This window comes from Methylobacterium sp. Leaf87, from assembly GCF_001422775.1.
Taxonomy (GTDB): Bacteria; Pseudomonadota; Alphaproteobacteria; order Rhizobiales; family Beijerinckiaceae; genus Methylobacterium.
Map to the genome: position 1 here is coordinate 249,848 of NZ_LMMI01000023.1, position 24,568 is coordinate 274,415.

Here is a 24,568-nt window from a genome sequence, read left to right on the forward strand (position 1 = left end):
CCATGCGCACCATCGCTGCACCGCCATCGCGCCGTCGATGAGCGTGCCGCCCGACTCGGTCCTGCCGTCAGATTTAGGATTCAGAGACATGGCCTTTCCGTCCACTATCCGGCGCCAATACTCGTTCACCGGCTTCGCTCAGGGGCTCGGAAACGGCACTTTCGCGGGCACGCAGCTCGACACCGACCTCGACCAGACCAACAACGCCATCAACGACATCACCGGCACGCTCCGGACCCTGATTCGAGCCGATGGAAAGCTCGCCAACGGGTCCGTCGGGCGCAATGCGCTGGCTGCAGACGTCGCGGTTGGGTTCGGCCCGTCCCGACCTTGGGCCGCGGGCACTGCCTACACCCTGAACGACACCGTCACGCGCGGAACTGGTCTCTACCGGGCGCTGACCGCCAACGTCGGGAGTGATCCAGCCGGCTCTACGGGCACCTGGGAATTCGTGGCCGACCTCTCGCAGGCCATGGTCGTCGCAGACGGCGCCATCACCCGCGAGAAGATCGGCCTTAAGGCTGTCGCACATCCGCAGCTCGAGGATCGGGCTGTTGACGCCCGCGTGCTTGGTATCGGGCAGGTCGACCCGACGCATGCGGCACCGTCTCTCGGCATCGTGCCGGTCGGCACGATGGTCGAATACGCCGGGATTTCCCCGCCCTTGAATTGGCGCTTTGCGAACGGCGACTACCTCGTCCGCTCCGCCTACCCCGCCCTGTTCGAGGCACTGACGTCGCGCATTCCATGCGATCTGACCGTCGGATCGGCGACCATCACCAACCTCGCTGTCCCGTTGGGAGGGTATGGCCTGATCGGCGCTGCCGTTGAAGGCCCGGGCATCCCGGCCGGCACCTTTCTTGGCGCGGTCGCAGGCAATCAAGCAGTTCTATCGAACCCGGCGACGCAGTCCGGCACCCAGGTCTTTCTGCGGTTCTGTCCCTACGGCAACGGCGCGGATGGCTACAGCTTCCAGCTCCCCGACACACGTGGCCGCATGATCGCCGGGCGCGATGACATGGGTGGCGGGGCCGCCGGCCGCCTCCCCAGCATCGCGGGCGACCGACTGGCGTCCGTCGGCGGCAACGAGGCCCGCATTCTGACGCTCTTGAATCTCCCCGTGACGCTGCCGGGCGGGGCCGTGACGGTGACGTACCCGAGCTACGCCTTCGTCAAGTACGGCCAGCTCGACGTCGTCCAGCCAGGCACCGGCACCAACGTCACCAACCTGTGGCGAAACACCGAGTCCGCGCAGTCGCCCACGCCCGACCCGCGCACCTTCAACTTCGGGCTCTCCAATCCCGGCGGCGGACAGCCCTTCAACGTCCTGCCGCCCGTCGGCATCGCCAACCGCATCATCTTCGCAGGAGCAGTCTAAATGAGAACGGCTTTGATCGATCTGGCCGGTGATATCGTTTCGGCCTACGTGTCGAACAACTCGGTGCCGGTGGCCGAGCTGCCGGCGCTGATCTGTAACGTCCATGCGGCGCTGAGCGCCCTCGCCGCCGGTACGGCGCCGGAGGCGTCGCAGTCATCACCGACGGCACCGACGGAAAAGCCCACCGCCGCGCAGATCCGCAAGTCCGTCACGCCAGACGGCATCGTCAGCTTCGTGGATGGCAAAACCTACAAGACCATGAAGCGGCACCTGACGGGGCACGGCTTCGATCCGCAGGGCTACCGCCAACGCTTCGGCCTGCCCGCCGAATATCCGATGGTCTCCCCGAACTACGCAGCGCAGCGCTCGGCCCTGGCGAAGTCCATCGGCCTCGGTCGTCCGAGCGGTCGTAGCGAGGCTGCACAGCCGGCGGCGGCCCCTAGACGAAAGAAGGCTGCTTAAGCACGAAAGCGCCCTAACTCTTGGTTCCACGGTAGTTTAATCGACACCGTCATTAAGGAACTCGCCTGGCTTACGCCGCGGCGAATTTTTTTTAGTGCTGGCATCCCGAACGATGCCATAGCTACGTTCTGCCGTGCGATTGGGGGTTCAACGTAGGTTTCGCCTGCCGTTTGGCATGATACAGACAATAAGAAAAAGAGTGGAGGTTGTTATGCGAATCGTCGTGCTTGCGTTGTGTATGCTGCTAAGTAGTGGTGCGCTGGCTCAGCCTGCAATAGTTCCACAAAATAATGCGGCTCCAGTAAACAATAATATTCCAATTCCAATTGCTGCCGCGAACGCTGGGGAGAATAGTCCATCAATAATTAGTGTTGTGCCGCCAAGCTGGTCAAATTTGCGAGGAGCTTATTCCGGTTTTTCTGTAGAAATTGGAAATCCGCCTCAGAAACTAATGCCTGGTGGTGGTGATTATGGCGTCGTGTCTGCGATAACTGGTGCAATCGAAATCCCCGCTACGGCAGATGCTAATATTATTAGCAAAAATACGTCCGGATTAATAATCATATCTGGAATACTGGGTGTGGCGAGAACCTCTTCAATCGCTGCGCCCGCTGTTGGCGTCTATGGAGGGGCGCATATGGCTGTCTCAAAAGCTCAAGCATGGGGAGCCAATTTTACGACCAAGAACTTTGATTCTTCCGGGGTACCGCCTGCGAGCGGCTTTAACGGCCAAGCATACGGCGTCGAAGTAGATATGAACTTGGTGGCTCCAGCATCGGGCTGGGCCGGATCAAACGCCGACGGCATCTGGATCACAGGCGAGTGGAATTCGAAGGTCGATGGCCAGATGAACGGCCTGCACATCGGCGCGCAGGGAACGGCAGGTTGGAAGAACGCCATCAAAACTGATCACGGGTCGGCAACAGAGTTCGCAGAGATCGGGAAAACGACGAAAACCGGTGCCTCGCCGTCGCAGATGATCCACCTCATCTCAAGCGATGGGAAAGGCGACTTTCACGCTCTTATTCAGGCGGACGCTGATGGGTCAGTCAGCATCAAACCAAACTACTATGGTCACACGAAGGGCCTAATCGTCAGTAGTGCCGATCCAACTCTATTCGTCAAAGTTCATCCGGTGGAAGGCATCACTGCCCCGTCTGTCGCCACCCGCGCTCTCCTGGTCGATCTTGATGGCAAGGGAGTAAAAATCGTCTCAGTGGGACCGCCCAATAGTTGCGGGAGAGGGCAGCGCTGCCTGTCCGTGCCCAACTAGCGCGCAGGTGTGGGTGGGATTTGTAGAGTGCGCTGAGCCGGTGGACCTTTCGTCAGCTCTTTGGATTGGTGAGATCGAGTGGCTGCTTATGCGACAACAGTCCCACCACTGCGTTCAGTATCCGCGAGTTCGATCCACACCTTGCGGGATGTAGCCGGTCAGCCGGTATGTGCGCACCGCGCCGGCCACGATATCGGCGGCGGAGGATCGGCTCGTTGGCGCCGCCACGTGTGGAAGAATCGTCACGCCGTGGGTTGCCCACAGGCGGTGATCCACGGGCAGCGGCTCGTTCTCGAAGACGTCGAGGACGGCATGCCCCACCAAGCCCATCGTGAGCGCCTCCAACAGGTCCGCCTCGACGACGTGGGCACCGCGACCGTAGTTCACGAGGCCCGCGCCCCGTGGAAGACGCCCGAAGACGTCCCGGTTCAGAACGCCTCGCGTGGTCGGCGTGAGAGGAAGCAGGTTCACCAGGATGTCGGCCTGAGCCAATGCGCTCCACAAGCCCTCGCGTCCTGAGTGGACGGTGACGCCCTTACAATCGGCGCCGGAGCGACTCCAGCCTGATACGGGAAAGCCGATGGTCCTGAGCAGGGCGGCGGAGGCGCGACCCATTTCGCCCATGCCCAGGATGGTGACCCTACGGTGATCCGCGGACCGGACCGGGTGCGGCCGCCACTCCCTGCGCCGCTGCTGGCTCGCGTAGAGGTGGAGGTCGCGATGGAGATACAGTACCGCCGCCGCGACGGCTTCGGCCATAGCTCCGGCGAGCGACGGATCGACAAGGCGCACGACCGGGACGTCCGGAACGGTAGCATCCCCAAGCAGAGCATCGACGCCGGCCCAGAGGCTTTGCACCCACCGGAGGCGTGGGAGGTCTTGTAGAGATCCGGGACGCGGGTTCGCCACGATGGCGATCTCGGCGTTGCGACGAATTGCGGCGTCGTCGCCGCCAGTGATGATCGCCTCGTCGGGCATGGCGACCGTCAATGCGGCGAGCCACTCCGCCTCCTCGTCCGGGCCGAGGCTGGTCTCGAGCAGCAGAGGGGTGGGCATAGGCGTCGGCTCCTTGGCTCGCGACACCTCCAGCGCCTCGGCAGGGATCGTGCATGCAAGCATCTCGTGCCCGGTCTCCGCCTCCGATGTGGAGCCGGACGGGCCGCGACCGTTCTATCCTGCGCTGCGGCGGAGAAACACAGAATGCCGAACCGACCGAAAGTGGCGTTCATCGGCACCGGTGGCACGATCTCGTCTCTCGGCACCGACAGCCTCGACATCCTCGATTACACGGCCACCGGCATCCGGCTGACAGCGGATGCGATCCTCGACCGGGTGCCGGAGGTGCGGTTGATTGCCGAGGTCGTGGCCGTGCCGTTCCGGGCGGTGGCGAGCCCCGCGATCGGCTTTACCGAATGGCGCGATCTGGTGTGGCTGTGCGAGCGCTTGGTTCAACAGCACCCCGATCTCGCCGGTATCGTCATTGGCCACGGCACAGCCACCCTGGAAGAGACGGCCTATGCCATGAGCCTAACCCTGACGGTGGCCTGTCCCGTCGTGCTCGTGGGGTCTCAGCGTCCCATTAGCGCCTTGTCGAGCGATGCGGGACTGAACCTCGTGGCCGCCCTGCGCACCGCCGCTGCCCCCGCCTCACGCGAACGAGGCGTTCTGGTGGTGCTCAACGACGAGATCCATGCCGCCCGCGACGTCACCAAGACCTCGGTGGCACGGCTCCAGACCTTCCGAACGCCGGATTTTGGAGTCCTCGGGCAGGTCGATGGCGCGTCGGTGCGCTACTACCGTCGCTCGGAGCGCCGCCACGCCCCCGGGACGCCCTTCGACATCCGCGGCTGCGCGGCGCTGCCGCGGGTGGACGTGACCTACGCGTATGCTGACGCCGACGGCACGGCGGTAAGGGCGTTCGTCGCCGCGGGTGCGCGCGGCATTGTCTCCGCGGGCCTCGCGCCTGGTATGACCCCGCCGGGCGAAGCTGATGCTCTTGAGGAAGCGGTTTCAGCCGGCGTCATTGTTGTGCAATCGACTCGGGCCGGCAGTGGGGTCGTACCGCTCACCACGCGCTTGGCCGAGCGTGGGATCCTAAGCGCCGACAACCTCACCCCTCAGAAGGCTCGTATCCTGCTGGCGCTCGCCCTTACGGTTACGCGTAAACCCGCGGCCATCGCCGAGATTTTCGCGACCTATTGAGCACAGACCAGCTCGCCTCCATCCTCTGCCTCGCCCCGCCGCTAATACCCCAGGGCGCAACCGTCCTTGCGCGGATCGGAGCCGGCGGCGCGCAAGCCGGTTTCGGGGTCGATCCAGATGATCTGGCCGCCGCCGATGGGCAGGGGCGCCGGGATGGTGACATGGCCGCGGGCCGCTAGGGCCGCGGCGATGCCCGGGGAAAAACCGCCCTCGAGCTCGACGCCGCCGCCGTAGGCGAAGCTGCGCGGGGCGTCGAGGGCCTCCTGCACGTCGAGGCTCCGGTCGATGAGGCCGGTGAGGAGCTCGACATGGCCCATGGCTTGGTAGTGCCCGCCCATGACGCCGAACGGCGCCACCACCCGGCCGTCTCGCATGAGCATGCCCGGGATGATGGTGTGCATCGGGCGTTTCGACGGTCCGATGGTGTTGGGATGGCCGGGCTCGACCCGGAACGAGAACCCGCGATTGTGCAGGAGCACGCCGCTTTCCGGCGCGGTGATGCCGCTGCCGAAGCCCTGGAAGATCGAGTTGATGAGCGAGATGGCGTTGCCGTCGCGGTCGACCACGCAGAGGTAGACCGTGTCGGTGTGGCGGACCTCCGGCCACAGCACCGGGTCTCGCGCGCGGCCCATGTCGATGGCGCCCCGCGCCGAGGCCCGCCACGCCTCCGACAGCAGGTGCTCCACCGGCACGGCGGCAACCACGGGATCGGCGAACAGGGCGTCGCGGTGGTGGTAGGCCTGCTTACACGCCTCGGCGAAGAGGTGGACCCGGTCGACCTCCGACAGGGCGCCGACGTCGTAGTGCGACAGCACGTTGAGCATCATTAGGGCGGCGAGGCCCTGGCCGCTGGGCGGGCATTCGTAGACGTCGTAGCCGCGATAGCGGGTGGTGATCGGGGTGACGTATTCGGGTGCGGCCCCCGCGAAATCCGCCAGGGTGTGGAGGCCGCCGAGCGCCCGCAGGCGATCGACCATGTCCTCGGCCACCGGTCCCTCGTAGAATCCTTTCGCCCCGTGCTCCGCGATGCGCCGCAGGGTGGCGGCGAGTTTGGGATGGCGCATGAAGGTGCCGACCTTCGGCGCCTCGCCGTCGACGAGGTAGGCGGCGGCCGAGCCCGGATCGGCGCGGAGCTTGTCGCGGTTGCGGGCCCAGTCGAAGGCGACGCGGGGCTGCACGGCGTAGCCGTCCTCGGCGCAGGCGATCGCCGGCTGCAGGAGTTCTCCGAGCGAACGGGTGCCGTGATCGGCCAGAAGTTTCGCCCAGGCCGCCACGGCGCCCGGCACCGTGACGGCGTGGGGCGAGGTCGGCCCGATGGCGAGGCCGCGTTCGAGGTACCAGGCATCGTGGGCGGCCGCCGGGCTGCGGCCCGAGCCGTTGAGGGCGACGGGCGCGGATACGCCTTTCGGCGTGTAGAGCACGAAGCAGTCGCCGCCGATCCCGGTCATGGCCGGCTCGACCACGCCCTGCACGGCCACGGCCGCGATGGCAGCGTCGACGGCGTTGCCGCCGGAGCGCAGCACCTCGATCCCCGCCAAGGTCGCGAGGGGATGCGAGGTCGCGACAGCCGCGTTGGCGGCATAGACGGGCGAACGTCCCGGCTTCGAGAAGTCTCTCACAGCAGCGTATCCTCGACGTGTCAGGAGTGAGGGCCGCCCGCGACCCAATGGCTGGGGGCAACTTCGACCAGAGCCCCTATGGCCTCCGGGTCGGCCTGGGGCATCCGGGCAGCGCCCGCGAGCCGGGCGCGCTCCTCGCCCGGGTTCGGCACCGGAACGGCGCCGAGGAGGCGGCGGGTGTAGGGGTGGCGCGGATCGTCGTAGAGGGCGTCTGCGTCGGCGAGCTCGACGATACGACCGTGCCAGAGCACGGCCACGCGCTGGCATAGGTAACGCACCATGCGCAGATCGTGGGAGATGAAAAGGTACGAGATGCCGAGTTCGTCTTGCAGGTCCTGCAGCAGGTTGACCACCTGGGCCTGGATTGAGACGTCGAGGGCGGCGATGGGCTCGTCTGCAACGATGAAGCTCGGTTTCAGCGCAATCGCGCGGGCGATGCAGATACGCTGACGCTGGCCCCCGGAGAACTGGTGCGGGTAGCGCCGGGCGAAACGTGGATCGAGGCCGACCCGGCCGAGGAGACCCTCGACCTCGTCGCGGCGCTCGGCGCGAGCCATGCCGGGACGGTGGAGCCGGAAGGGCTCCGCCACGTAGTCGCCGATGCTCATGCGCGGGTTCAGAGCGGCGTAGGGGTCCTGGAACACCATCTGGATGCGGGCGCGCATCCGGCGCATCTCCCGGCCGTTGAGCTTGGCGAGGTCGGAACCCTCGAACGCGACGGTGCCGGCGCTCGGCGGGTTCAGCATCGTCACCGCTCGCCCGATGGTCGATTTGCCGGAGCCGGACTCGCCGACGAGGCCAAGGGTCTCGCCGGGGCGGATGTCGAAGCTCACGTTCTCCACGGCGCGGAAGACCGAGCCCTGCCCGCCCCACCACGTGCGCAATGGGTAGTGCTTGCTGAGGTTGCGGACCGAGAGCAGCGGATAGCGGTTGGCAGGTTCCGGCCTCATCGCACCGAACCTTCCACGGCCAGCAGCGCCGGCAGGTCGTACCAAGCGGCGACGAGATGGCCCGGCACGGCGCCGGGCGCCTGGGCGAGGGGCGGCGGTTCGGTCAGGCAGCGCGGCGTCGCGTAGGCGTTGCGCTCTGCGAAGGGGTCGCCCGGTGGCGGATACCGCATGTCGGGCGGCGCGCCCTCGATCTGATGCAGGCGCCGGCGCCCGGCCTGGCCCCGGCTGAGGTCGGGCAGGGAGCGCAGGAGGCCGAGGGTGTAGGCGCTACGCGGATCGCGAAAGATGTCGTCCACGGGGCCGCGTTCGAGGATGCTGCCCGCGTACATCACCTGCACGGTGTCGGCGATGCCCGCCACCACGCCAAGATCGTGGGTGATCCAGATGATCGCCATGCCGATCTCGCGCTTCAGCTCCTGCACCAGAGCGATGATCTCGGCCTGCACGGTGACGTCGAGGGCCGTCGTCGCCTCATCGGCGATGAGGAGCTTCGGACGGCAGGACAGGCCGATGGCGATCATCACCCGCTGGCGCTGGCCGCCGGAGAATTCGTGCGGATACTGGTCGAGGCGCGCGCCGGCATTGGGAATCCGCACGAGGTCGAGGAGGTCCTTCGCACGGGCGCGGGCGGCCCGGCCGTCGAGGCCGAGATGGATGCGCAGGGGCTCGACGATCTGCGCCGCCACGGTCATGCCGGGGTTGAGCGACGACATCGGGTCCTGGAACACGAAGCCGATCTCGCCGCCCCGGACCGTTCGCAGGTCCTTTTCCGGCAGGCTCAGGAGATCGCGGCCCCGGAACAGCACCTGGCCGCTGGTAATGCGGCCGGGCGGGCGCGGGATCAGGCCCAGCATCGCCAGGACGTGCACGCTCTTGCCCGACCCGGATTCGCCGACGATCCCGAGGGTCTCGCCCTCGGCCAGGGTGTAGGACACGCCGTTGACGGCGTGGACCGCGCCGCCCTCGCTGTCGAAGGCGACGCCGAGGTCGCGGACATCGAGCAGGGTCTTCTCGGAAACCTGCGTCATCCTCAGGTCCTCTGCCGCGGGTCGAGGGCGTCGCGCAGGCCGTCGCCCAGAAGGTTGAAGGCCAGCACGGCGAGGAAGATCGAGGCGCCGGGCCAGATCGCCATCCAGGGCGCCTGTTCGAGGAAGTTCTTGGCGACGTTGAGCATCGAGCCCCAGGACGGCTCCGGTGGCTGCTGCCCGAGGCCGAGGAAGGACAGGCTCGCCTCCGCGATGATGGCGGCCGCGATGGTCAGCGTGGCTTGGACCAGGATCGCCGGGACGATGTTGGGCACGATGTGGCGGATGGCGATGCGCCAGGGTGGGTTGCCCACGGCACGGGCGGCTTCCACGAACTCCTCCGCCGCCACGGCCTGCACCTGCGCGCGGGTTAGACGCACGAAGGTCGAGGTCGCGGACAGGCCGATCGCCACCATGGCGTTGGTGAGGCTGGGCCCAAGGAAGGCCGCCAGCGCGATGGCCAGGATGAGGAACGGGATCGCCAGAAGCGCGTCGGTGAGGCGCATGATCAGCAGGTCGAGGACGCCGCCCGCATAGCCGGCGATCAGCCCGAACGGCAGCCCCAACGCCACCGCGAGAGCCACCGAAGTCAGGCCCGCGCCCAGCGACGCGCGCGCCCCGAAGACGATGCGCGACAGCACGTCGTGCCCGACCTCGTCGGTGCCGAAGGGATGGGCGAGGCTCGGCGCCGCGCGGATGGCGCTCCAATCGGTGGCGATGGGGTCGTAGGGCGCGATCAAGTCGGCGAAGACCGCCATCAGGATCAGCGCGACCACGATGACAAGGCCCCCCATGGCGGTGCGGCGCGCGGCGAGGCGCACCCAAAATTCACGGATCGGTCCGGGCTCAGCACGGAGCGGCGATGCCGGTGGAAGCCCTGTGCCCGGTTCGATGATGCCCGGCCGGGTGATGCCGACGTTGCTCACGCGCGCCTCAGCTTCGGGTTGACGAAGGCGGCCAGCAGGTCCGCCGCGAGGTTGAGGAGGACGTAGGTCGTTGCGGTGCAGATCACGACGCCCTGGACGGTGGCGTAATCCCGGTTGAACACCGCATCGACCATCAGTTTGCCGAAGCCCGGCACGGAGAACACCTGCTCGGTGAGTACCGCGCCCGACAGAAGCTGCCCGAATTCGAGGGCGCCCAGGGTGATGATCGGGATCGCCGCGTTGGGTAGGGCGTGGCGCAGGATCAGGCGCAGCGGCGAGACGCCCTTGGCCTGCGCGGTGCGGACGTAGTCCGAGCCGAGCACGCCCAGCATGGCCGCGCGGGTGTGGCGCATCATCACCGCCGCGATGGCGTTGCCAAGTACGAAGGCCGGCATCGCCATGGCGCGCAGGTTCTCGGACAGGCTTTCAAAGGGCGAGACGTAGCCCGAGGCCGGAAGCCAACCGAGCTGCACGGAGAACAGCAGGATCATGAGGATGCCGAGCCAGAAATTCGGCACCGACAGGCCCCACAGCGCCACGCCGTTGGCGATGGTGTCGGCGGCGGTGCCGCGCTTCACCGCCGACAGGATGCCCATGGGTACGCCGATGACGAGGGCCACCAGCATGGCGAGGCAAGCGAGTTCGAGGGTGACGGGCAGCTTCTCGACCACGAGGTCGATGACCGGCTTCTGCAGGCGGATCGACCCGCCGAGATCGCCCTGGAGCACGCCGCCGGCCCAGAGGACGTAGCGCACTGGCAGGGGCTGATCGAGATGGTACTTCTGCCGGATGAAGGCGATGACCTCGGGGTCGCGCTCCTCCCCCGACAGCGCCGTCGCGGTGTCGCCCGGCAGCAATTGCTGCAGGGTGAAGATGATCATCGACGCGATCACCAGAGTGGGGATCGCGAGCGCCAGACGTTGGACGAGAAAGCGCAGCATTGGCTGGGCTCCTCGCTCAGTTCAACGTGAGGCCGGTAAAGCGCACGAGGCCATCGGGATAGGGCGTGAAGCCTGACAGTTTCGTGGAGTAGGCCCAGAACAACTTTCGGTGGAACAGGTAGATCAGCGGCCGGTCGGCCATCACCTTGTCGGCTAGGCGCTTCCAGGCCTCGGCGCGGTGGGCCGGATCGATGGTGGCGCGCTCGGCAGCCAGAGCTGCGTCCGCCTCCGGGTCGCAGTAGTGCGCGTAGTTTAGGGGCGTCTTGCAGGCGAGGAAGCTGAAGGTGTTCCCGTCCGGGTCCGGCCGGCCGCTCCACGAATAGAGGTAGGCGTCGAAACTACCCTTATCGGCGGCGTCGAGCGCCGTCGTGAAATCCATGGCTTGGATCTTCACGTCGAAGCCGGCCTCGCGGGTCATCGCCTGGATGACCTGGCCCACTTGGGGCGCCTCGTTGTTGGCGTAGACCGTCATGGTGACGACCGGCTTCGGGACGCCGGCCTCCGCCAGAAGCGCTTTGGCCTTGGCCACATCCCGCTTCGGAACCGGGTACGCCTTCACGTAGGCGGGGTGCTGCGGTGAGACCCACTGGTTGCCGGGCAGGAACTCGCCGCTGAACACCACCTGGTTCAGGGCGTTGCGGTCGATGGCGAGGTCGAAGGCGGCGCGCACGCGCGGATCGGCCAAGGCCGATCCGACTTTGTTCGGGTTGAGGACGATGGACTGGAAGCCGAGTTCGATGATGGACCCGACTTTCAGCTTCGTGTCGCGGGTCACCTGCGGCAGGTCGGTGGGGGTCAGGCGCTCGAGCAGGTCGAGCTGGCCGGCGCGGAGGTTCGTTAGTCGAACGGTTCCGTCGGGGATCGGCCGGAACTCGATGCGCTTGAGACGGATCTGATCCTTGTTCCAGTAGTCGTCGAAGCGCTCCACCACGATCCGGTCTTGCGGCACGCGCTCGACGAACTTGAACGGGCCGGCGCAGACGGGTGCGGTGGAGAATTTGTCGCCCAGGCGTTCGGCAGCCTTGGGCGAGACCATCATTCCGGCGCGGTCGGTGAACTGCGCCATGAGGGGCGCGAACGGCGTCTTTAGGACAATCTTGAAGGTGAGGTCGTCCACCACCTCGACCCGATCGATTGGGGCGATTTCGCCGCGACGCTGTGAGCCCGGAAGTTTCATATGCCGCTCGATGCTGTACTTCGCCGCCGCCGCGTCGAGCTTCTCCCCGTCGTGGAATAGTACGCCGGCCCGCAGAGTCATGGTTAGGGTCTTCTCGTCCTCCGACAGGCTCCACCCGGTCGCGAGCTGCGCCACCGGTTTCAGGTCGGGGCCGATATCCACGAGCTTGTCGCAGAGGGCCGCGAAGACCATGCGGCCCGCGAAGGTACGGGCCAGGGTTGGATCGAGGGCGTCCGGATCCTCCATCAATCCGAAGCGAAGAGTCTGGGCTTGGACGGGGACGAGTGAAACGGAGCCCGCGACAAGGCAGGCAGCGAACAGACGCAGCATCAGGCTTCCCTTGGAATGGGCGAGGCTGGAAATGGGCGGGTCAGGCGAGTGGCTTCACCGCGGGACGAAGCGCAGGGATCGAAGGCCGTCACCGCCAAAGTGCATACATTATCTGTGCCAGCCCCTCGCTTGAGGCTGGATAAAGAACTCACCACACCACCGCCTGTCCGTCGCGGCGCGGATCGCTGGCGGCGACGTAGCCCTCGGTGGCGGGATCGCCCATACGCCAGATGAACTGCCCAGCGCCGAAATCCTGGTAGCTGTCTTCGATCACCTCCACCCGATGCCCGTAGTCCATGAGGCTCTGAAGCGTGGCGGACGGCATGGTGGATTCAGCATTGATCTCTAGGCCGGCGTTGAAGCGCCAGCGCGGCGCGTCACAGGCGGCCTGGGGGTTCTGGGAATGATCCAGCATCCGTACCAGGGTCTGGACGTGCCCCTGGGGCTGCATGTTGCCGCCCATGACGCCGAAGCTCATCATCGGTGCGCCGTCCTTAGTCAGGAAACCGGGAATGATGGTGTGGAACGGGCGCTTCCCCGGCGCCACCACGTTCGGACTGGTTGGGTCGAGGGAGAAGCCGTAGCCTCGGTTCTGGAGGGACAAACCCCATTCGGGTACGACCACGCCGGAGCCAAAGCCCATGAAGTTGCTCTGGATGAAGCTCACCATCATGCCGGATTCATCCGCCGTAGTGAGATAGATCGTGCCCCCGCGCACGGGGTTGCCAGCGCCGAACACCTGAGCGCGCTGCCGGTCGATGAGCTGTGCCCGTCCGGCGAGGTAGGCCGGGTCGAGCATGGCTTCCGCGGTCACCTCCATGGTCAGGGGGTCGGCGACGTAGCGGTAGGTGTCGGCAAATGCGAGCTTCATCGCCTCGATCTGGAGGTGCTGGGCCTCCGGGCCGTCCGGGGCCAAGCCGGCAAGATCGAAGTTCTGCAGGATGCCGAGCGCGATCTGTGCGGCGATGCCCTGACCGTTCGGTGGGATCTCGTGCAGGGTGTGACCGCGGTAGTTCTGAGCCGTCGGCGTGACCCATTCGGGGCGGTACGCCGCCATGTCGCGCAACGTCATCGCCCCACCATGGGCCGCCGCGTGCCGCTCCACCGCCTCAGCGATCTCGCCCTCGTAGAAGGCCCGCCCCTTGGTCTGTCCAATGGCTCGCAAGGCTCGTGCGATCCCTGGCAGGGTGACACGTTCACCAACATGGGGAGCCCGGCCGTAGGGCAGAAAGGTCTCGGCAAAGCCTGGCTGTCTGGTGATCTCGTCGATCCGGGCGGCGGCCGCCCATTTCTGCTGGACCACGATGGGGGCGAGGTAGCCACGCTCGGCAATCTCGATGGCGGGTTCGAGAAGGTCGGCGAAAGGCAAACGGCCGAAGCGTTCGCTCAAAGCCACCCATGCGGCGACGGCGCCCGGCACCGTGACGGAATCCCACCCCCGACAGGGCGGACGTTCGGCCTTGGTGCCGTACTTCTGTTCGAAGTAGCGACGGGTCCAAGCCGCCGGGGCGCCGCCAGAGGCGTTCAGCCCATGCAACTGTTGCCCGTCCCACAGGATGCAGAAGGCATCTGAGCCGAGGCCGTTGCTGCATGGTTCGGTGATGGTTTTCGCCGCCGCCGTCGCAATGGCGGCATCCACGGCGTTGCCGCCCTGCCAGATCATGCGGATGCCGGCCTGTGCCGCGAGTGCGTGGGATGTGGCCACCACGTTGCGTCCAAAAATCGGCATGCGCACCGTGGGATAACCCGTGGTCCAATTGAACGATGTCATCAGGGCCTCATGGGATAACCGGCGTCGCACTTCCAACTCATCCGCGCGCCGGACCTGTTGCGGGTGTTGGGCAAGTCCTACGCCAGCCCACCGCCCCTCAGTCACGGCCGGCCCGGCGGTCATACCGAACCTCGGTGAAAGCCTTCGCCAGCACCGCGCGGCCCTTCTCGTCGTAGACCTCGACGTGCCAGGCCGACCAATCGATCCGCACGCCCCGGGCCATGAGGTCGAGGGCGACCTGCTCCGCGTGAAGGCGCATCAGTGCCACCGTCGGAATCCGCCGACCGCGCAGATCGACCACGAGATCGTGCCCGTCCGTGCAGTGGAAGCGGTAAAGCCGCGTCGGCATTGAGCTTCTACCCCGCACTCCACAGGCGTCCACCGGCGCCTTTCCAGACTTGGCCGTATCGATTGAACCACCAGCCAAGATGCGGTTTGTTCCTGCTCTGTTCTAGCAGGAGTCGGACGCGAGATGCACGCCCATCCCCACGAGCCGCCTGTTGAGATCCGTCTGTCCGAGGCTGAGCGAATTGCCCTGGCGTATCATCGGGCCGCCCATGGGGACGCGTGGACCGCGCTGGTGCGAGCGGTCGAGGACGCGCTTGCCGACCTCGCGGAGGCCGAGCGCCGGACGATGCAGCGGGACCGACTGATCTCGCGGGGCTACGTCCGTGGCGCCGTGCCCGTGGCAGAGGTGAGTACCGCCGCGTGAGCCCATATTCCGTCGATGAACTGATCCTCGGCGGCGCCGACGCCGTCCGCGTGCCGGTGATCGGCCAAGCCCTGTGCGCCGGCTTCCCGAGCCCGGCCGACGACTTCATCGAAGGTGCGCTGGAGCTGCCGCGCTGGCTCGTACCGAACCCGCCGGCGACCTTCCTCATGCAGGTCCGCGGCGAATCCATGCGCGGCGCTGGCATCCACGACCGGGACCTTGCCTGTATCGACCGAAGCCTCCGCGCCGAGGACGGCTCCGTCGTCGTGGCGGTGGTCGACGGGCAGCTCTCGTGCAAGCGCTACCGGATGGCCGGCAACCGCCCCCGGCTGTACTTCGACAATCCCGATATGCCTGCCTTCGCCGTCGACGAGTACGGGGAGGTCGAGATCTGGGGCGTGCTGCGCTTCTCGATCCGCTGGCACCTGGTGCGCGGGCGGCTGTCGTGAGCGGTCCGGCGCCGGGCCTGCGCGATCGGATCGGCGGCGGGCGCGCCCTCGCGCTCATCGACGGCAACTCGTTCTACTGCTCGTGCGAGCGCGTGTTCGACCCGAAGCTCGCCCGGGTGCCGGTGATTGTGCTGAGCAATAATGATGGATGCGCGATAGCCCGCACGGCCGAGGCCAAGGCCCTCGGGATCAAGATGGGCGACCCGTTCTTCAAGATTCGCGAGCAGTGCCGGCGCGACGGCGTGCGGGTGTTCTCCTCGAACTACACCCTCTACGGCGACATGAGCGCGCGCACGAACGCGGTCTACCGGGACTTCTCCCCGCGGGTGGAGATCTACTCGATCGACGAATCGTTCCTCGACCTTTCGGACGTTCACCCGGACCTACGCATCGAGCTCGCCCGCGATCTGCGTGCAACGGTGCGGGCCTGGACCGGCATCCCGACCTGCGTCGGCATCGGCGCGACGAAGACCCTGGCGAAGCTCGCCAACCACATCGCCAAGACGCAGCCGGACCTCGACGGCGTGTGCGACCTGACCGACCCGGTGTCCTACGACCACTGGCTCTGCCGGATCGCGGCGGCCGAGGTCTGGGGGATCGGGCGCGCCTCGGCGGCGAAGATCGAGGCCATGGGCGTCGACACCGTGGCGGACCTGCGCGACCTCGACCCGCGCCCGGTGCGCAAGGCGATGACGGTGGTGGGCGAGCGCATCATCCACGAGCTGCGCGGCCTGTCGTGCCTGCCCCTCGAGCTGGTGCCAGCCCAGCGCAAAGGCTGCGCGGTGACCCGGTCGTTCTCCCGCCGGGTGGAGGATCGGGGCACGGTCGAGCAGGCGGTGGCGACGCACGCGACGCGCCTGGGCGAGAAGCTACGACGCGAGGGGCTGGGCACCGACCAGCTGACGGTCTTCTACCACACCTCGACCCACGACCGCGGCGACCCGATGCGCTCGGTTTCCACCACCGTGACGCTGCCCGAGGCGACGAACGACAGCCTCGTGCTCATCCAGGCCGCGCAGCTCGGCGTTGCCCGGACCTGGCACGAGGCGCCCGGCGACCGGCCGTGGCGCTACAGCAAGGCCGGCGTCATCACGACCGACCTCATGCCGCTCCGCCACAGCCCGCGGGCGCTCATCGGCCAGCTTGACCGCGAGCGCAGCGGCCCACTCATGGCGGCGATGGACGAATGCAACAGGCGCTTCGGGCGGGGGTCGGTGGTGCCAGCGCGCGCCAGCCCACGCTACACCACGCAGGTGGCCGAGCTGCCGACGGCGCACGCGTGAGGGTTGGTCTGATGCTTAGCGAAATGAGAAGCCGACGCCACCCTTCACGAGGTTCTGCGTGGGGCCGCGCGCGTAGCCGATATAGGCCAGCGTGCTCTCGTTGATGCGCGCAGAGATCGCCACGGAGCCGGCCCCGGTGCCGTCATATCCTGCACCACCGAACGACACGGCGAAGCGGTCTCCGGGATTGGGCGGCAGGACGTTGATGGCGCCAGCCAGGGCAATACCCTCCCGGAACCGATCCGCGAACCGGTCGAGCCGATTGGCGATAGCGACGAGAGCCGCCGAATTCGCGTTCACCTGCCCTGTCACATTCGACGCCTCAGATGAAGCGGCGATCAGATCGTTGGTCGAAATGTAGCCGTTATATTGCCCAGTGCCCATCGGAAGCACCGCGATATACGACTGGACCGAGGAAACTGGCGTGCCACCAGGAACGGTGAAGGGGTATCCGATCGGTGACGGGCCGAAAATTGCCACTGGATCCGCGAAGGTAAGACCCTGAGCCATTGCGGGGAGCGGCAATGCGCCGAGCGCCAGGGCAACACAGATACGCACGCACGCCTCCTTTTTTTGGAGCCGCCAAGGAATATGATTCCTGGAAGACCTACGAGGGTGCAAAAGCCACATCGCCGGCAAGATCAGCAAATGCGCGCCTTGAACGTAAGTCCTTATGATCTTGCCCACAGCCGACGGGCTACGGGTGGCTCAAGAGTTTGGCGGTGGCCTCTTCCCGATTCGGGATCACACCTTCTCCGGCCGAGCGAGCAGGATCGCGGTACGCACGGCGGCGCGCTTCAGGTGGTCCGTCGCATCCTTGTTGGCCGTTGTGACGGAGGCCCACTCGTGCGCGCGCACGGCCTCAGCGAGGTCGAGGCGATACCCCTCGCCGAACAGGAACGCCGTGGTGCCCGGATCGGCCATGAAGGCGTCCACCGCAGCGACGATGTCCGCTTCGGTCACGGCCTTCGCTTTAGAGAGTTCGCCGGTGGTCGGGGGTGCGTTGGCCATGTTCGCCAAGTAAAATCAGTATGATCCGGTTACGCGATCAATCGCTCAGTTTTGCTATCACCGAACCCATCAATAATCGTTATCGAAAGCTGGGTTAGCCATTCTTCAGCAACCCGAGCTCGCTCTTCCGCCGCTCTCACACGATCATCTGCCGCCTTAAGCAGGGCATCAGCACGGTTTTGAATATCGCGAGCATGCGCTTCAGCAGCGCGAACCCTTTCGTTTGCAGTTTTGATGTCCTCCTGAACATTTTTTAGCAGTTCACGGACCCGCAACTCTTGGTCGTGGGCATCCGCCTCGACCTCCCTTACGCGGAGAGCAGCAGAGCGCACACGTTCTATCAGTTGAGACCAATCCTGCGGCGGCGAGTTGCGATTTGGCGCCGATTGAGCATAGCCATCACCAGATGAGCCAAACACCCTAAGAACGTTAGTCAATTTCGCGCTTTTGCGATCATCGGACATAGTGCTGATTGCGGGAGTATCAGAATGTTGCAATGATAAGTCCCACGTAAGCTTATCTGTTTCGCTCACTGACCACCCCCGCCTCCGCCCATGTGCGAAAATTCTCTATCGCTACCCTGCGGAAATCGCATCGATCGTCAATATCTTATGGAGTGTGGCAGCTGCTAAAATCGAAAAATTGAGCGGTGTTGCTTCTGATCGACGCCCCAAGTGTGCCGCAGGCCCGGAGATAAATGCCAGCCATTTGGTTGCATTTTTTAATTAATTCAATCTGTAATACATGCTAAAAATGACGGGCCGGATTCAGCCTTTTTCACCCTTGAATGGCCGCAGAAGCCACGCAAGCCGGCCTACCTCTTCAGCATCCGTCTCCGGCTTTGGACACACGTCGGGCTCTGATATTTCAGCGGCGAGCATGATCTGGCCGAGTAAAGACGGGAGCTCGAATCCGTACTCTTTAAGAAGCAAGCCGGCATCAAGAAGACTGCGAATGTCATCGTCTAGAACCGGACGTTTCATGATCTGAGCATCTAGAACCCGATCAGCCAGAAGTGTCGCAAGGCGCGAAATTTCAGATAGGCGCGCTGGCGGGCCTTCGATATTACCCGCTGCTGCCAAATCACCCGTTACGTCAGCCACGTTCTTCTCCGTATCGCCAAAAGCGGGGCCATTTACACGCAACGTGCGTAGATAAGGATACACTCAGATTTGGGCTAGGCTGAATATGTAACAGCGAATCCCAACCCAGTTGTTCAGGTAATCCCCAAAGTCCCGAGACTGCAACCGATGCCGAATGCTGTCGAGTCGATCCTGCGCATCGCCGCCGAGGGCCTCGTCGCGCTGGTGGCAGCCTGCAACCGGCTCCGTCTGCCGGGAACGCAGCACCCATTCGTGGTCGGCGTCCACACGCCGATGCGTGAGGAACTGACGCTGCTGGATCTACCCGTGACCGGAACGATCCCGGCAGGGCTCGACGGGCGCTACCTGCCCCGCGCCCTTGAGCTGGATATCGCGGCGGCACCCGTCGCGGTCGGGTCGGCGCCTTTAGGGACGCCGTTCCCTGAAGGCATTTCTACCCCGGCGGGGCCGGCGAGCCAGTCCGGGTCAAGTTCGAGGCTTGCCGCCAAGGCGTAGTTCAAGCGGATCAGGCGCGGGGCAGCGACGGGCGTCGGCACACGGCGGGCGAAGAAGCGGTCCGGCAAGCGGACATAGATGTTGTCGAACGGGATCGCAGTCATGGCCGGGAGCTATGGACGATCGCGCTCGCCGACAAGCGCATTTCGAGGACCGTTGGGTGACGGAACGCGAAGGCGCGGTGCCATATCGCCCTAAGCAGGTTTTCGATCGCACCACGGCCGTGCGGTATGCAGCTCAATGCGCCGGAGGGGGCCGCGGCGCAGACTCATCGGAAATGCCGACCTTTGCCCAAACGTAGACGGCGAGCAGGGCCACCGGCAGCCCGATCAGCGACGTGCCGACGAAGAACCAGGTGAAGCCGGTTCGCTCGATCGCAAAGCCCGAGAGCCCCGCCAGCACGCTGCCCGGGAAGGCACACAGCGACGTCAGCAGGCCGAACTGGCTTGCTGCGTGATCGGTCGATGCGAGCGTCGACATGTAGGTGATCAGCACGACAGACGCGAAAGCGTAGGCGAAGCCGTCGATGCTCACGGCAGCTGCGAAGGTCCAGAAGGCCGCCCCACCGTCGCCGCCATGTGCGGCGAGGTAGGCGAGGCTCAAATGCGAGGCCGAGCCCGCCACGGTGCCGATGAGAAGGCTCGGCAGCATGCCAATCCGTGGAATGAGCGCGCCGGCCAGGAACGTGCCGGCAAGCGCGATCCAGAACCCGAACAGCTTGGTGACGGTGGCGATGTCGGTGTTTGAGAAGCCCTGGTGCTTGAACAGCGGGATGGCCATCGCACTCGCGACGTAGCCCGGCATGCGGAAGCCGGCGACGAGAAGCAGGATCACGGGCGCCATGGGCCCGAGCCGGGCCAAGAGTTCCCTGATCGGCGCCCAGATCGTGTCGAGGAAGCCGGACTTGGCGAGGTGGGGACGCTTGTCCGAGGGCGGCTCAGGCGCCAGCACAGCCGCGATCATGCCCGGCAGCATCAAAGCGCCCATGCACAGGTAGGCGCCGCGCCAGCCGATCCTGTCGGCCAGGAACAGCGCTCCAGCTCCAGCTGCAAGGTTGCCGATGCGCCAGCCGATCTCCGTCCATGACGAGAGTACGGCCTGCTTTTCCGGAGGGCGCACGCTGGTGATGCGCCAACCGTCGATCACGAGGTCGAGCGTGGCTCCAGCGAACCCAAGAGCGAGCGAGAACCCGATGGTCCAGGCGAGCTGATGCGCGGGATCACCGAAGGCGATCCCCGCCGCGGCCAGCATCACACCGAGTTGCGCAACGACGATCCATCCTCGCCGTCGCCCGAGGACGCGGCCGAGCAAGGGCGGATCGTACCGGTCGAGGAACGGCGCCCATAGGAACTTGAACTTGTAGGCGAGGGTCAGCTCGCTGAGGAGCCCGATCGTCACGATCGAAATCCCGATGTCGGACAGCCAGGCCGACTGTGTCGAGTAGACGAGCAGGAACGGGATGCCTGACGTGAAGCCGAGGCCGAGGGCCGGTGCGATCCGACGATCCGTGAAGAGCGCTGACCAGAATGGCGTCGGCTCTGGTTTTGCCACGGCCGTCTGGGTCATAGGCGGTTTCCCTCGATCCTGCCCTAGTGACAGGTCTTTGCCGATCCTACCCCTATTCGCTCCTAGAGCGCGACAGATGAACGAAGCCCCGGCCGCCTTGCGGTCCGAGGCCATCAGCGTGCGATCAGCTCGGCTGTTCCTCGGTCTTTTCGATCTCCGGATCGTCTGCTTCCGGGATCGAGGGTGCCTCTCGCTCAGGCAGCTTCGGGGAGGCGGGCGCATCCTCGATCGGCTGAAGGTCGGCGCCGGGCAGCGGCGTATCGGCTTGGATCACTTTCTCGCTCCCTCATCGTTGCAAGAAGCAAAGCTGTTGTGATCGTGAGCGTTCCTGTCCGTGCAACGCTTTGAACGTCAAAGGACCTCAGCCGATCGCCCATGCCAGCGCTAGAATGGCGCTGAGGAACATCCCGTAGGTGGCCATTACCGCGGCTACCTCGCGGTGTTGATGCAGGACGGTGCGAGAAGCGAGCAGCATGGGACAGGACCGGAAGCGGGTGTGTCCCCTATGTGCTCCACCAACCTTTCGGATGCGAGCGCATCAGCCTGTGGAACGAACGAGAAACATCGGGCGTAGCGCGGCGGTCACATGGCCGTCGAGGGGGTCCTCTTCAGCTCCGCGGGGCGCACCATCCGGCTGCCTTCGCCTCATCCACTGAGCAAAACATTCGCTCGCCGGCGCGGTCGTTGACTCGGGTGCGATCGTAGTCGCGGGTTCCGGGAAGGTGGTAGATCCGCTCACCCCCGGCTGAGATGTTGCCTTTGATGTTGCACCCGCTGGCCTTGGTCGGTGCCGCAAGCGTTTCGGGCCGCGAATGCTCCCCGCCAGCTCGCTTCTCGCGGCGCCAATCGGACGGGTCTTGGAACGTGCCTGCCCAGATGCCATGCCGAAGAGACTTCGCCGTGAGCTCGGAGTTCACGTACTCCTCGGAATAGCGCCGGTACGCGATGGCATGGCCCTCGCGGACCATCCAGGCGTTCAGATCCTTAGATTCCGCCCGGCACACGGCTACCACACGGCCGTAACGGTCGGTGTCCCGGGGCTCGCACGTCACGACACGCTTGCCGATATGGTCGGCGAGGGCCAGGGCGGCGGCCTGGCCGCAGCGGTAGTCCTTGCCGGTGGCGTCCTTGCAGGTCTGAGCGCTCTCCGGTGCATCGATCCCGTGCAGGCGGATGCGCGTTTCGCGGATTACCACCGTGTCACCGTCGGTAACGCTGGCCCGGCCAACTATCGGATCAGCCAGGGCCGGCGTGCCGAGGAGCAGGACGAAAAGGTACGGCCAAGAGCGCATACGGGCCTTCTACCACAGCGAAACGTTTTGCGGAGGAGCGGCGGCAGCACGAGCAGCGGCTTGCCGAGGACCGGCATCGGGAGCACCGCGAGCTGATCGATGCGATCCAGGGGCTCACGCGCGGCGCGCGGGATATCCGATGCGCGGGATAGCCGATCGACGCACCGAGCCCATCCTGCGATCGGGGCAACCCATGTGATGGCCGCTCGCGAATCGGCCGCCTAACGTCGAGCCTTCAACCCAGACCCACCTTCACCCGCCCGGCTCCGGCCGCGGCGGGTTTTTGTTGCTCGTTCTGTCGCTTCAACGAACCGAGGATGGGTCAAACGCCGGCTCGAACATCCACGTCACCCAGCCGTTGGTTTCATCCAAGAAGCCAGCGAGGAAACGATGAGCGAGAATAAAGCGCCCCCGAGTGATGCGACGTCCGCGCCGACTGCCCCCGATCCGCAGGACGCTCTGAACGTGCCCATGGATCAGGTGATCATGAAGACTCCGAAGATCGAAGGTAGCCACACGCAGGAGACGATCGATCCGGCGGAGCGGCTGCCCGAGGACCCTGAGGAACAGAACGACCTTGCCTGACCCAGAACCCTCACCGGACCGAAGCCCGCTCGGTTTCAGCCGCAGCGGGTTTTCTGGATCAGCGCAGCGAGAGCACAGCCGGGACCGGCGCCTGCTCACGGACGTAACGCGGCGCGTCGGTTGCGCACTCAGGAAGATGCGCGCGAGCCGGATGGTCGAAGGCGATTTTTGTTCAAATCGTTTGCCTCATAGTGGAGGCAGTCACTCCGCATTTTGTCTTCTGACAAAATCAGCGAACAGTGGGACCGTAAAGTCCAAATAGCCGTGATCGGTGCTATAGATCATTCCCTTTCCAATGATGCTTGCACGCGCCGGACCAAGAGATTTTGCTTCCTTATGCATAGTTCGAGCTACGTCAGAAAATTGGTATGGGCCGTCACCTAGCGAAGCCATACAGTTCACAAACTGAAGTTCGGCCTTTGTAAGTCGATCAAGACGAACGCGAAAGAATCCATCATCCAAAGAACGAACAGTCTCGTCATATGAAGCCGCGATATCTTCTTCGCTAATCTGCGGACCTTCAGCATTGTTCCATGAAAACGATGCAAGTTCCTGAAGAAAAAATGGATAACCTTGAGTCAGAGCATAGATTTTTGCAAGTCCAGCAGCAGATATGTCCGCCTCCTCGTCAGTGATTGGCTTTTTTATTGCTTTTGATGCAGCCGCTTCATCGAGTGGGCCTACGGGAGGATAAATGAATAGCCGTTCGGCATACGATTTCGCATCGCCGGCGAGTCTGGCCACCTGAGGGAGGCCGGCGCCCACGAACACAACCGGAAGTGAATCTTGAGACATCCGATGAAGAGCTACGATCAAGCCGGACAAATCAGCTTCTGAAAGGTATTGAACCTCGTCAATAAGCAGAAGCCAGCCTTTTCCTGCTGCCTTAGCTGCGCGCCCGATCTGTCCGAATAGATCCGGTAAATCGTGTTGAATGTCGCCGCTTTCAGCAAGTCCGGGCTCTGCCGCGGGATTAACTCCCATGCCAACGCCTCCCACTTCGATATTAAAGGCTGCTGCGAAGTTTTGGAGACCACCAAGAGCCCTCGAAGCAAAATGCTTGGCCGCCTCAACGCCCGACAGAGATCGCGAAACCTTGCGCATCTCTGGGAAGAGCAGTTTTGCTAGGCTCTGCCCTTCTGGAGCTTCTACCTTCGAAACTAGAAGGCCATCAGCTTCAGCAATCCGACCGATCTCGCTGAGGAGGACGGTTTTTCCCGTACCCCGGAGGCCGAGTAGCATCATTGAGCGAGCCGACCTACCTTGGATAGCGCGACCACACGAGATTCGCGCCCTTTCGAGGATGTCGTCACGGCCAGCTAGTTCCGGCGGACGGCTTCCGGCCCCTGGGGCAAACGGGTTGGCGAATGGGTCCATCGCGGCAGATCTCCTAACGCTAGCCATATCTAACAAGAGCTATCGCCGCACGCTAGTTCGTTTTAGTCATTGTTAGCTGCGATGCTCGCACCGCGATCCAAGCGATGCGGCAGCCAAGCACTGGCATACCCAATGCGTCGCGGATTGCGTTTCGCGACAAGGCATCCTCATCCCAAGACCGCTTCCACCCACCCGGCCGCTGTCATGGCGCGCCGGGTTTTTGCGTTCTAGGCCTTTGCTGCTTCCAACAAACGCCATCGGATTTCCGCGACCTGCTCGTCCCGCGTCTGCACCTTGCCCTCGCCGCGCACCTCATCGGCAATCCGCCGAAGTGTGGCTTCGTTCAGCCTGACGCCTAAGGCCAGCCAGTGGAGCATGTCGACGATGCCGTCTGTATCGATCACCTAACTCGCCCCGCTGCTCATAGACCCGGAGTTATACAGCAACCTCACCCAAAAGCTTTGAGGTAGTTTCCGAGGTTTCCGCGCCGGATTATATCGCACCGTCTCCCGCTTAAAGTTCCTCGTGACCCTGCATGCCGCTAGGGCCTGTCGTCGCCTGAACAGATTGGCTGGGCTTGCGTTTTCGTCTCTCTGATGGAGGAGGGACGATGCTGAGCGACGCGCAATGGGCTGATCTGG

Annotated in this window: 27 protein-coding genes and 1 pseudogene; 9 read left to right on the plus strand and 19 right to left on the minus strand. The window is 64.8% G+C overall.

From position 1 onward, the window contains the following. Positions 1 to 88 precede the first annotated feature (88 nt). From ASF22_RS13580 to ASF22_RS23880, 3 genes are all read left to right on the plus strand, one after another. Entirely contained in the window at positions 89 to 1,378 is a 1,290-nt protein-coding gene (locus ASF22_RS13580; protein WP_056265151.1) for a hypothetical protein, read from the plus strand. 12 nt (positions 1,379 to 1,390) lie between these two features. Then, on the plus strand, positions 1,391 to 1,840 hold the full coding sequence (locus tag ASF22_RS13585) for a MucR family transcriptional regulator (protein ID WP_244474282.1): 450 nt from the start codon (positions 1,391 to 1,393) through the stop codon (positions 1,838 to 1,840). Positions 1,841 to 2,051: 211 nt separating this feature from the next. Beyond that, complete coding sequence (locus ASF22_RS23880; protein WP_156647707.1) at positions 2,052 to 3,113, plus strand: hypothetical protein; 1,062 nt, start codon at positions 2,052 to 2,054, stop codon at positions 3,111 to 3,113. Between the two features lie 114 nt (positions 3,114 to 3,227). Here the strand turns inward: ASF22_RS23880 and ASF22_RS13590 are convergent, their stop codons facing one another. Continuing rightward, the gene (locus tag ASF22_RS13590; protein ID WP_056265248.1) at positions 3,228 to 4,169 is read right to left on the minus strand and encodes a glyoxylate/hydroxypyruvate reductase A; all 942 of its coding nucleotides are present in this window, start codon (positions 4,167 to 4,169) and stop codon (positions 3,228 to 3,230) included. Between the two features lie 144 nt (positions 4,170 to 4,313). Here ASF22_RS13590 and ASF22_RS13595 point away from each other — a divergent pair, with 144 nt between their 5' ends. Further along, positions 4,314 to 5,315, plus strand: a complete 1,002-nt coding sequence (locus tag ASF22_RS13595) for an asparaginase (protein ID WP_056265155.1) — start codon at positions 4,314 to 4,316, stop codon at positions 5,313 to 5,315. A gap of 41 nt (positions 5,316 to 5,356) precedes the next feature. On the opposite strand, the gene ASF22_RS13600 is transcribed toward ASF22_RS13595, so the two are convergent. The 8 genes from ASF22_RS13600 to ASF22_RS13635 all read right to left on the minus strand — a co-directional run bounded on the left by ASF22_RS13600 (position 5,357) and on the right by ASF22_RS13635 (position 14,403). Next, positions 5,357 to 6,934, minus strand: a complete 1,578-nt coding sequence (locus ASF22_RS13600) for a gamma-glutamyltransferase family protein (RefSeq protein WP_056265157.1) — start codon at positions 6,932 to 6,934, stop codon at positions 5,357 to 5,359. A 20-nt stretch (positions 6,935 to 6,954) separates the two neighbouring features. After that, complete coding sequence (locus tag ASF22_RS13605) at positions 6,955 to 7,884, minus strand: ATP-binding cassette domain-containing protein (RefSeq protein WP_056265161.1); 930 nt, start codon at positions 7,882 to 7,884, stop codon at positions 6,955 to 6,957. Then, complete coding sequence (locus ASF22_RS13610) at positions 7,881 to 8,912, minus strand: ABC transporter ATP-binding protein (RefSeq protein ID WP_056265164.1); 1,032 nt, start codon at positions 8,910 to 8,912, stop codon at positions 7,881 to 7,883. Before ASF22_RS13610 ends, ASF22_RS13605 begins: the two co-directional genes overlap by 4 nt. A gap of 2 nt (positions 8,913 to 8,914) precedes the next feature. Then, on the minus strand, positions 8,915 to 9,745 hold the full coding sequence (locus ASF22_RS13615; protein ID WP_200927143.1) for an ABC transporter permease: 831 nt from the start codon (positions 9,743 to 9,745) through the stop codon (positions 8,915 to 8,917). Positions 9,746 to 9,831: 86 nt separating this feature from the next. Then, positions 9,832 to 10,776, minus strand: a complete 945-nt coding sequence (locus ASF22_RS13620) for an ABC transporter permease (protein ID WP_056265166.1) — start codon at positions 10,774 to 10,776, stop codon at positions 9,832 to 9,834. Positions 10,777 to 10,792: 16 nt separating this feature from the next. Then, complete coding sequence (locus tag ASF22_RS13625) at positions 10,793 to 12,283, minus strand: ABC transporter substrate-binding protein (RefSeq protein WP_056265170.1); 1,491 nt, start codon at positions 12,281 to 12,283, stop codon at positions 10,793 to 10,795. Between the two features lie 148 nt (positions 12,284 to 12,431). Next, on the minus strand, positions 12,432 to 14,054 hold the full coding sequence (locus ASF22_RS13630; protein ID WP_056265172.1) for a gamma-glutamyltransferase family protein: 1,623 nt from the start codon (positions 14,052 to 14,054) through the stop codon (positions 12,432 to 12,434). Between the two features lie 97 nt (positions 14,055 to 14,151). Beyond that, a complete protein-coding gene (locus ASF22_RS13635; protein WP_056265173.1) occupies positions 14,152 to 14,403 on the minus strand; it encodes a hypothetical protein in 252 nt (83 codons plus the stop codon). Positions 14,404 to 14,526: 123 nt separating this feature from the next. Here ASF22_RS13635 and ASF22_RS13640 point away from each other — a divergent pair, with 123 nt between their 5' ends. The 3 genes from ASF22_RS13640 to ASF22_RS13650 are packed head-to-tail and all read left to right on the plus strand — an operon-like array spanning position 14,527 to position 16,498. Continuing rightward, entirely contained in the window at positions 14,527 to 14,766 is a 240-nt protein-coding gene (locus ASF22_RS13640) for a hypothetical protein (protein ID WP_056265174.1), read from the plus strand. Further along, on the plus strand, positions 14,763 to 15,215 hold the full coding sequence (locus ASF22_RS13645; RefSeq protein WP_056265176.1) for a S24 family peptidase: 453 nt from the start codon (positions 14,763 to 14,765) through the stop codon (positions 15,213 to 15,215). The genes ASF22_RS13640 and ASF22_RS13645 overlap by 4 nt, the downstream gene beginning before the upstream one ends. Beyond that, complete coding sequence (locus ASF22_RS13650; protein ID WP_056265179.1) at positions 15,212 to 16,498, plus strand: Y-family DNA polymerase; 1,287 nt, start codon at positions 15,212 to 15,214, stop codon at positions 16,496 to 16,498. Before ASF22_RS13645 ends, ASF22_RS13650 begins: the two co-directional genes overlap by 4 nt. Before the next feature lie 15 nt (positions 16,499 to 16,513). On the opposite strand, the gene ASF22_RS23120 is transcribed toward ASF22_RS13650, so the two are convergent. The 4 genes from ASF22_RS23120 to ASF22_RS23125 all read right to left on the minus strand — a co-directional run bounded on the left by ASF22_RS23120 (position 16,514) and on the right by ASF22_RS23125 (position 18,612). Beyond that, positions 16,514 to 17,056 carry a YadA-like family protein gene (locus ASF22_RS23120; protein ID WP_162239563.1) on the minus strand — a complete coding sequence of 181 codons (543 nt, stop codon included), beginning with the start codon at positions 17,054 to 17,056 and terminating at the stop codon, positions 16,514 to 16,516. A gap of 186 nt (positions 17,057 to 17,242) precedes the next feature. After that, complete coding sequence (locus tag ASF22_RS13660; RefSeq protein WP_056265184.1) at positions 17,243 to 17,509, minus strand: hypothetical protein; 267 nt, start codon at positions 17,507 to 17,509, stop codon at positions 17,243 to 17,245. Between the two features lie 29 nt (positions 17,510 to 17,538). Continuing rightward, complete coding sequence (locus ASF22_RS23885; RefSeq protein ID WP_156647710.1) at positions 17,539 to 18,042, minus strand: hypothetical protein; 504 nt, start codon at positions 18,040 to 18,042, stop codon at positions 17,539 to 17,541. 234 nt (positions 18,043 to 18,276) lie between these two features. Next, positions 18,277 to 18,612, minus strand: coding sequence for a hypothetical protein (locus ASF22_RS23125; protein WP_244474283.1), 336 nt, complete (start codon positions 18,610 to 18,612; stop codon positions 18,277 to 18,279). Positions 18,613 to 18,759: 147 nt separating this feature from the next. Here ASF22_RS23125 and ASF22_RS24900 point away from each other — a divergent pair, with 147 nt between their 5' ends. After that, positions 18,760 to 19,107, plus strand: a complete 348-nt coding sequence (locus ASF22_RS24900; RefSeq protein ID WP_056265187.1) for a hypothetical protein — start codon at positions 18,760 to 18,762, stop codon at positions 19,105 to 19,107. On the opposite strand, the pseudogene ASF22_RS24905 reads toward ASF22_RS24900, so the two are convergent. From ASF22_RS24905 to ASF22_RS13675, 4 genes and pseudogenes are all read right to left on the minus strand, one after another. Beyond that, positions 19,005 to 19,211 (minus strand): annotated as a pseudogene (locus tag ASF22_RS24905) (hypothetical protein); the annotation flags it as partial. The gene ASF22_RS24900 and the pseudogene ASF22_RS24905 sit on opposite strands and share 103 nt — an antisense overlap. A 133-nt stretch (positions 19,212 to 19,344) precedes the next feature. Next, on the minus strand, positions 19,345 to 20,673 hold the full coding sequence (locus ASF22_RS13670; protein WP_056265190.1) for an MFS transporter: 1,329 nt from the start codon (positions 20,671 to 20,673) through the stop codon (positions 19,345 to 19,347). Positions 20,674 to 20,797: 124 nt separating this feature from the next. Further along, on the minus strand, positions 20,798 to 20,947 hold the full coding sequence (locus ASF22_RS23890; RefSeq protein ID WP_156647711.1) for a hypothetical protein: 150 nt from the start codon (positions 20,945 to 20,947) through the stop codon (positions 20,798 to 20,800). 334 nt (positions 20,948 to 21,281) lie between these two features. Continuing rightward, positions 21,282 to 21,965, minus strand: a complete 684-nt coding sequence (locus tag ASF22_RS13675) for a thermonuclease family protein (protein ID WP_056265193.1) — start codon at positions 21,963 to 21,965, stop codon at positions 21,282 to 21,284. Between the two features lie 390 nt (positions 21,966 to 22,355). Here ASF22_RS13675 and ASF22_RS24625 point away from each other — a divergent pair, with 390 nt between their 5' ends. Continuing rightward, positions 22,356 to 22,550 (plus strand): hypothetical protein, encoded by a 195-nt coding sequence (locus tag ASF22_RS24625; RefSeq protein ID WP_156647713.1) that lies wholly within the window; start codon positions 22,356 to 22,358, stop codon positions 22,548 to 22,550. Between the two features lie 201 nt (positions 22,551 to 22,751). Here the strand turns inward: ASF22_RS24625 and ASF22_RS23140 are convergent, their stop codons facing one another. Continuing rightward, a complete protein-coding gene (locus ASF22_RS23140) occupies positions 22,752 to 23,927 on the minus strand; it encodes an ATP-binding protein (protein WP_082483701.1) in 1,176 nt (391 codons plus the stop codon). A 227-nt stretch (positions 23,928 to 24,154) separates the two neighbouring features. After that, positions 24,155 to 24,331, minus strand: coding sequence for a hypothetical protein (locus tag ASF22_RS23900; RefSeq protein ID WP_156647715.1), 177 nt, complete (start codon positions 24,329 to 24,331; stop codon positions 24,155 to 24,157). Positions 24,332 to 24,568: the final 237 nt, after the last annotated feature.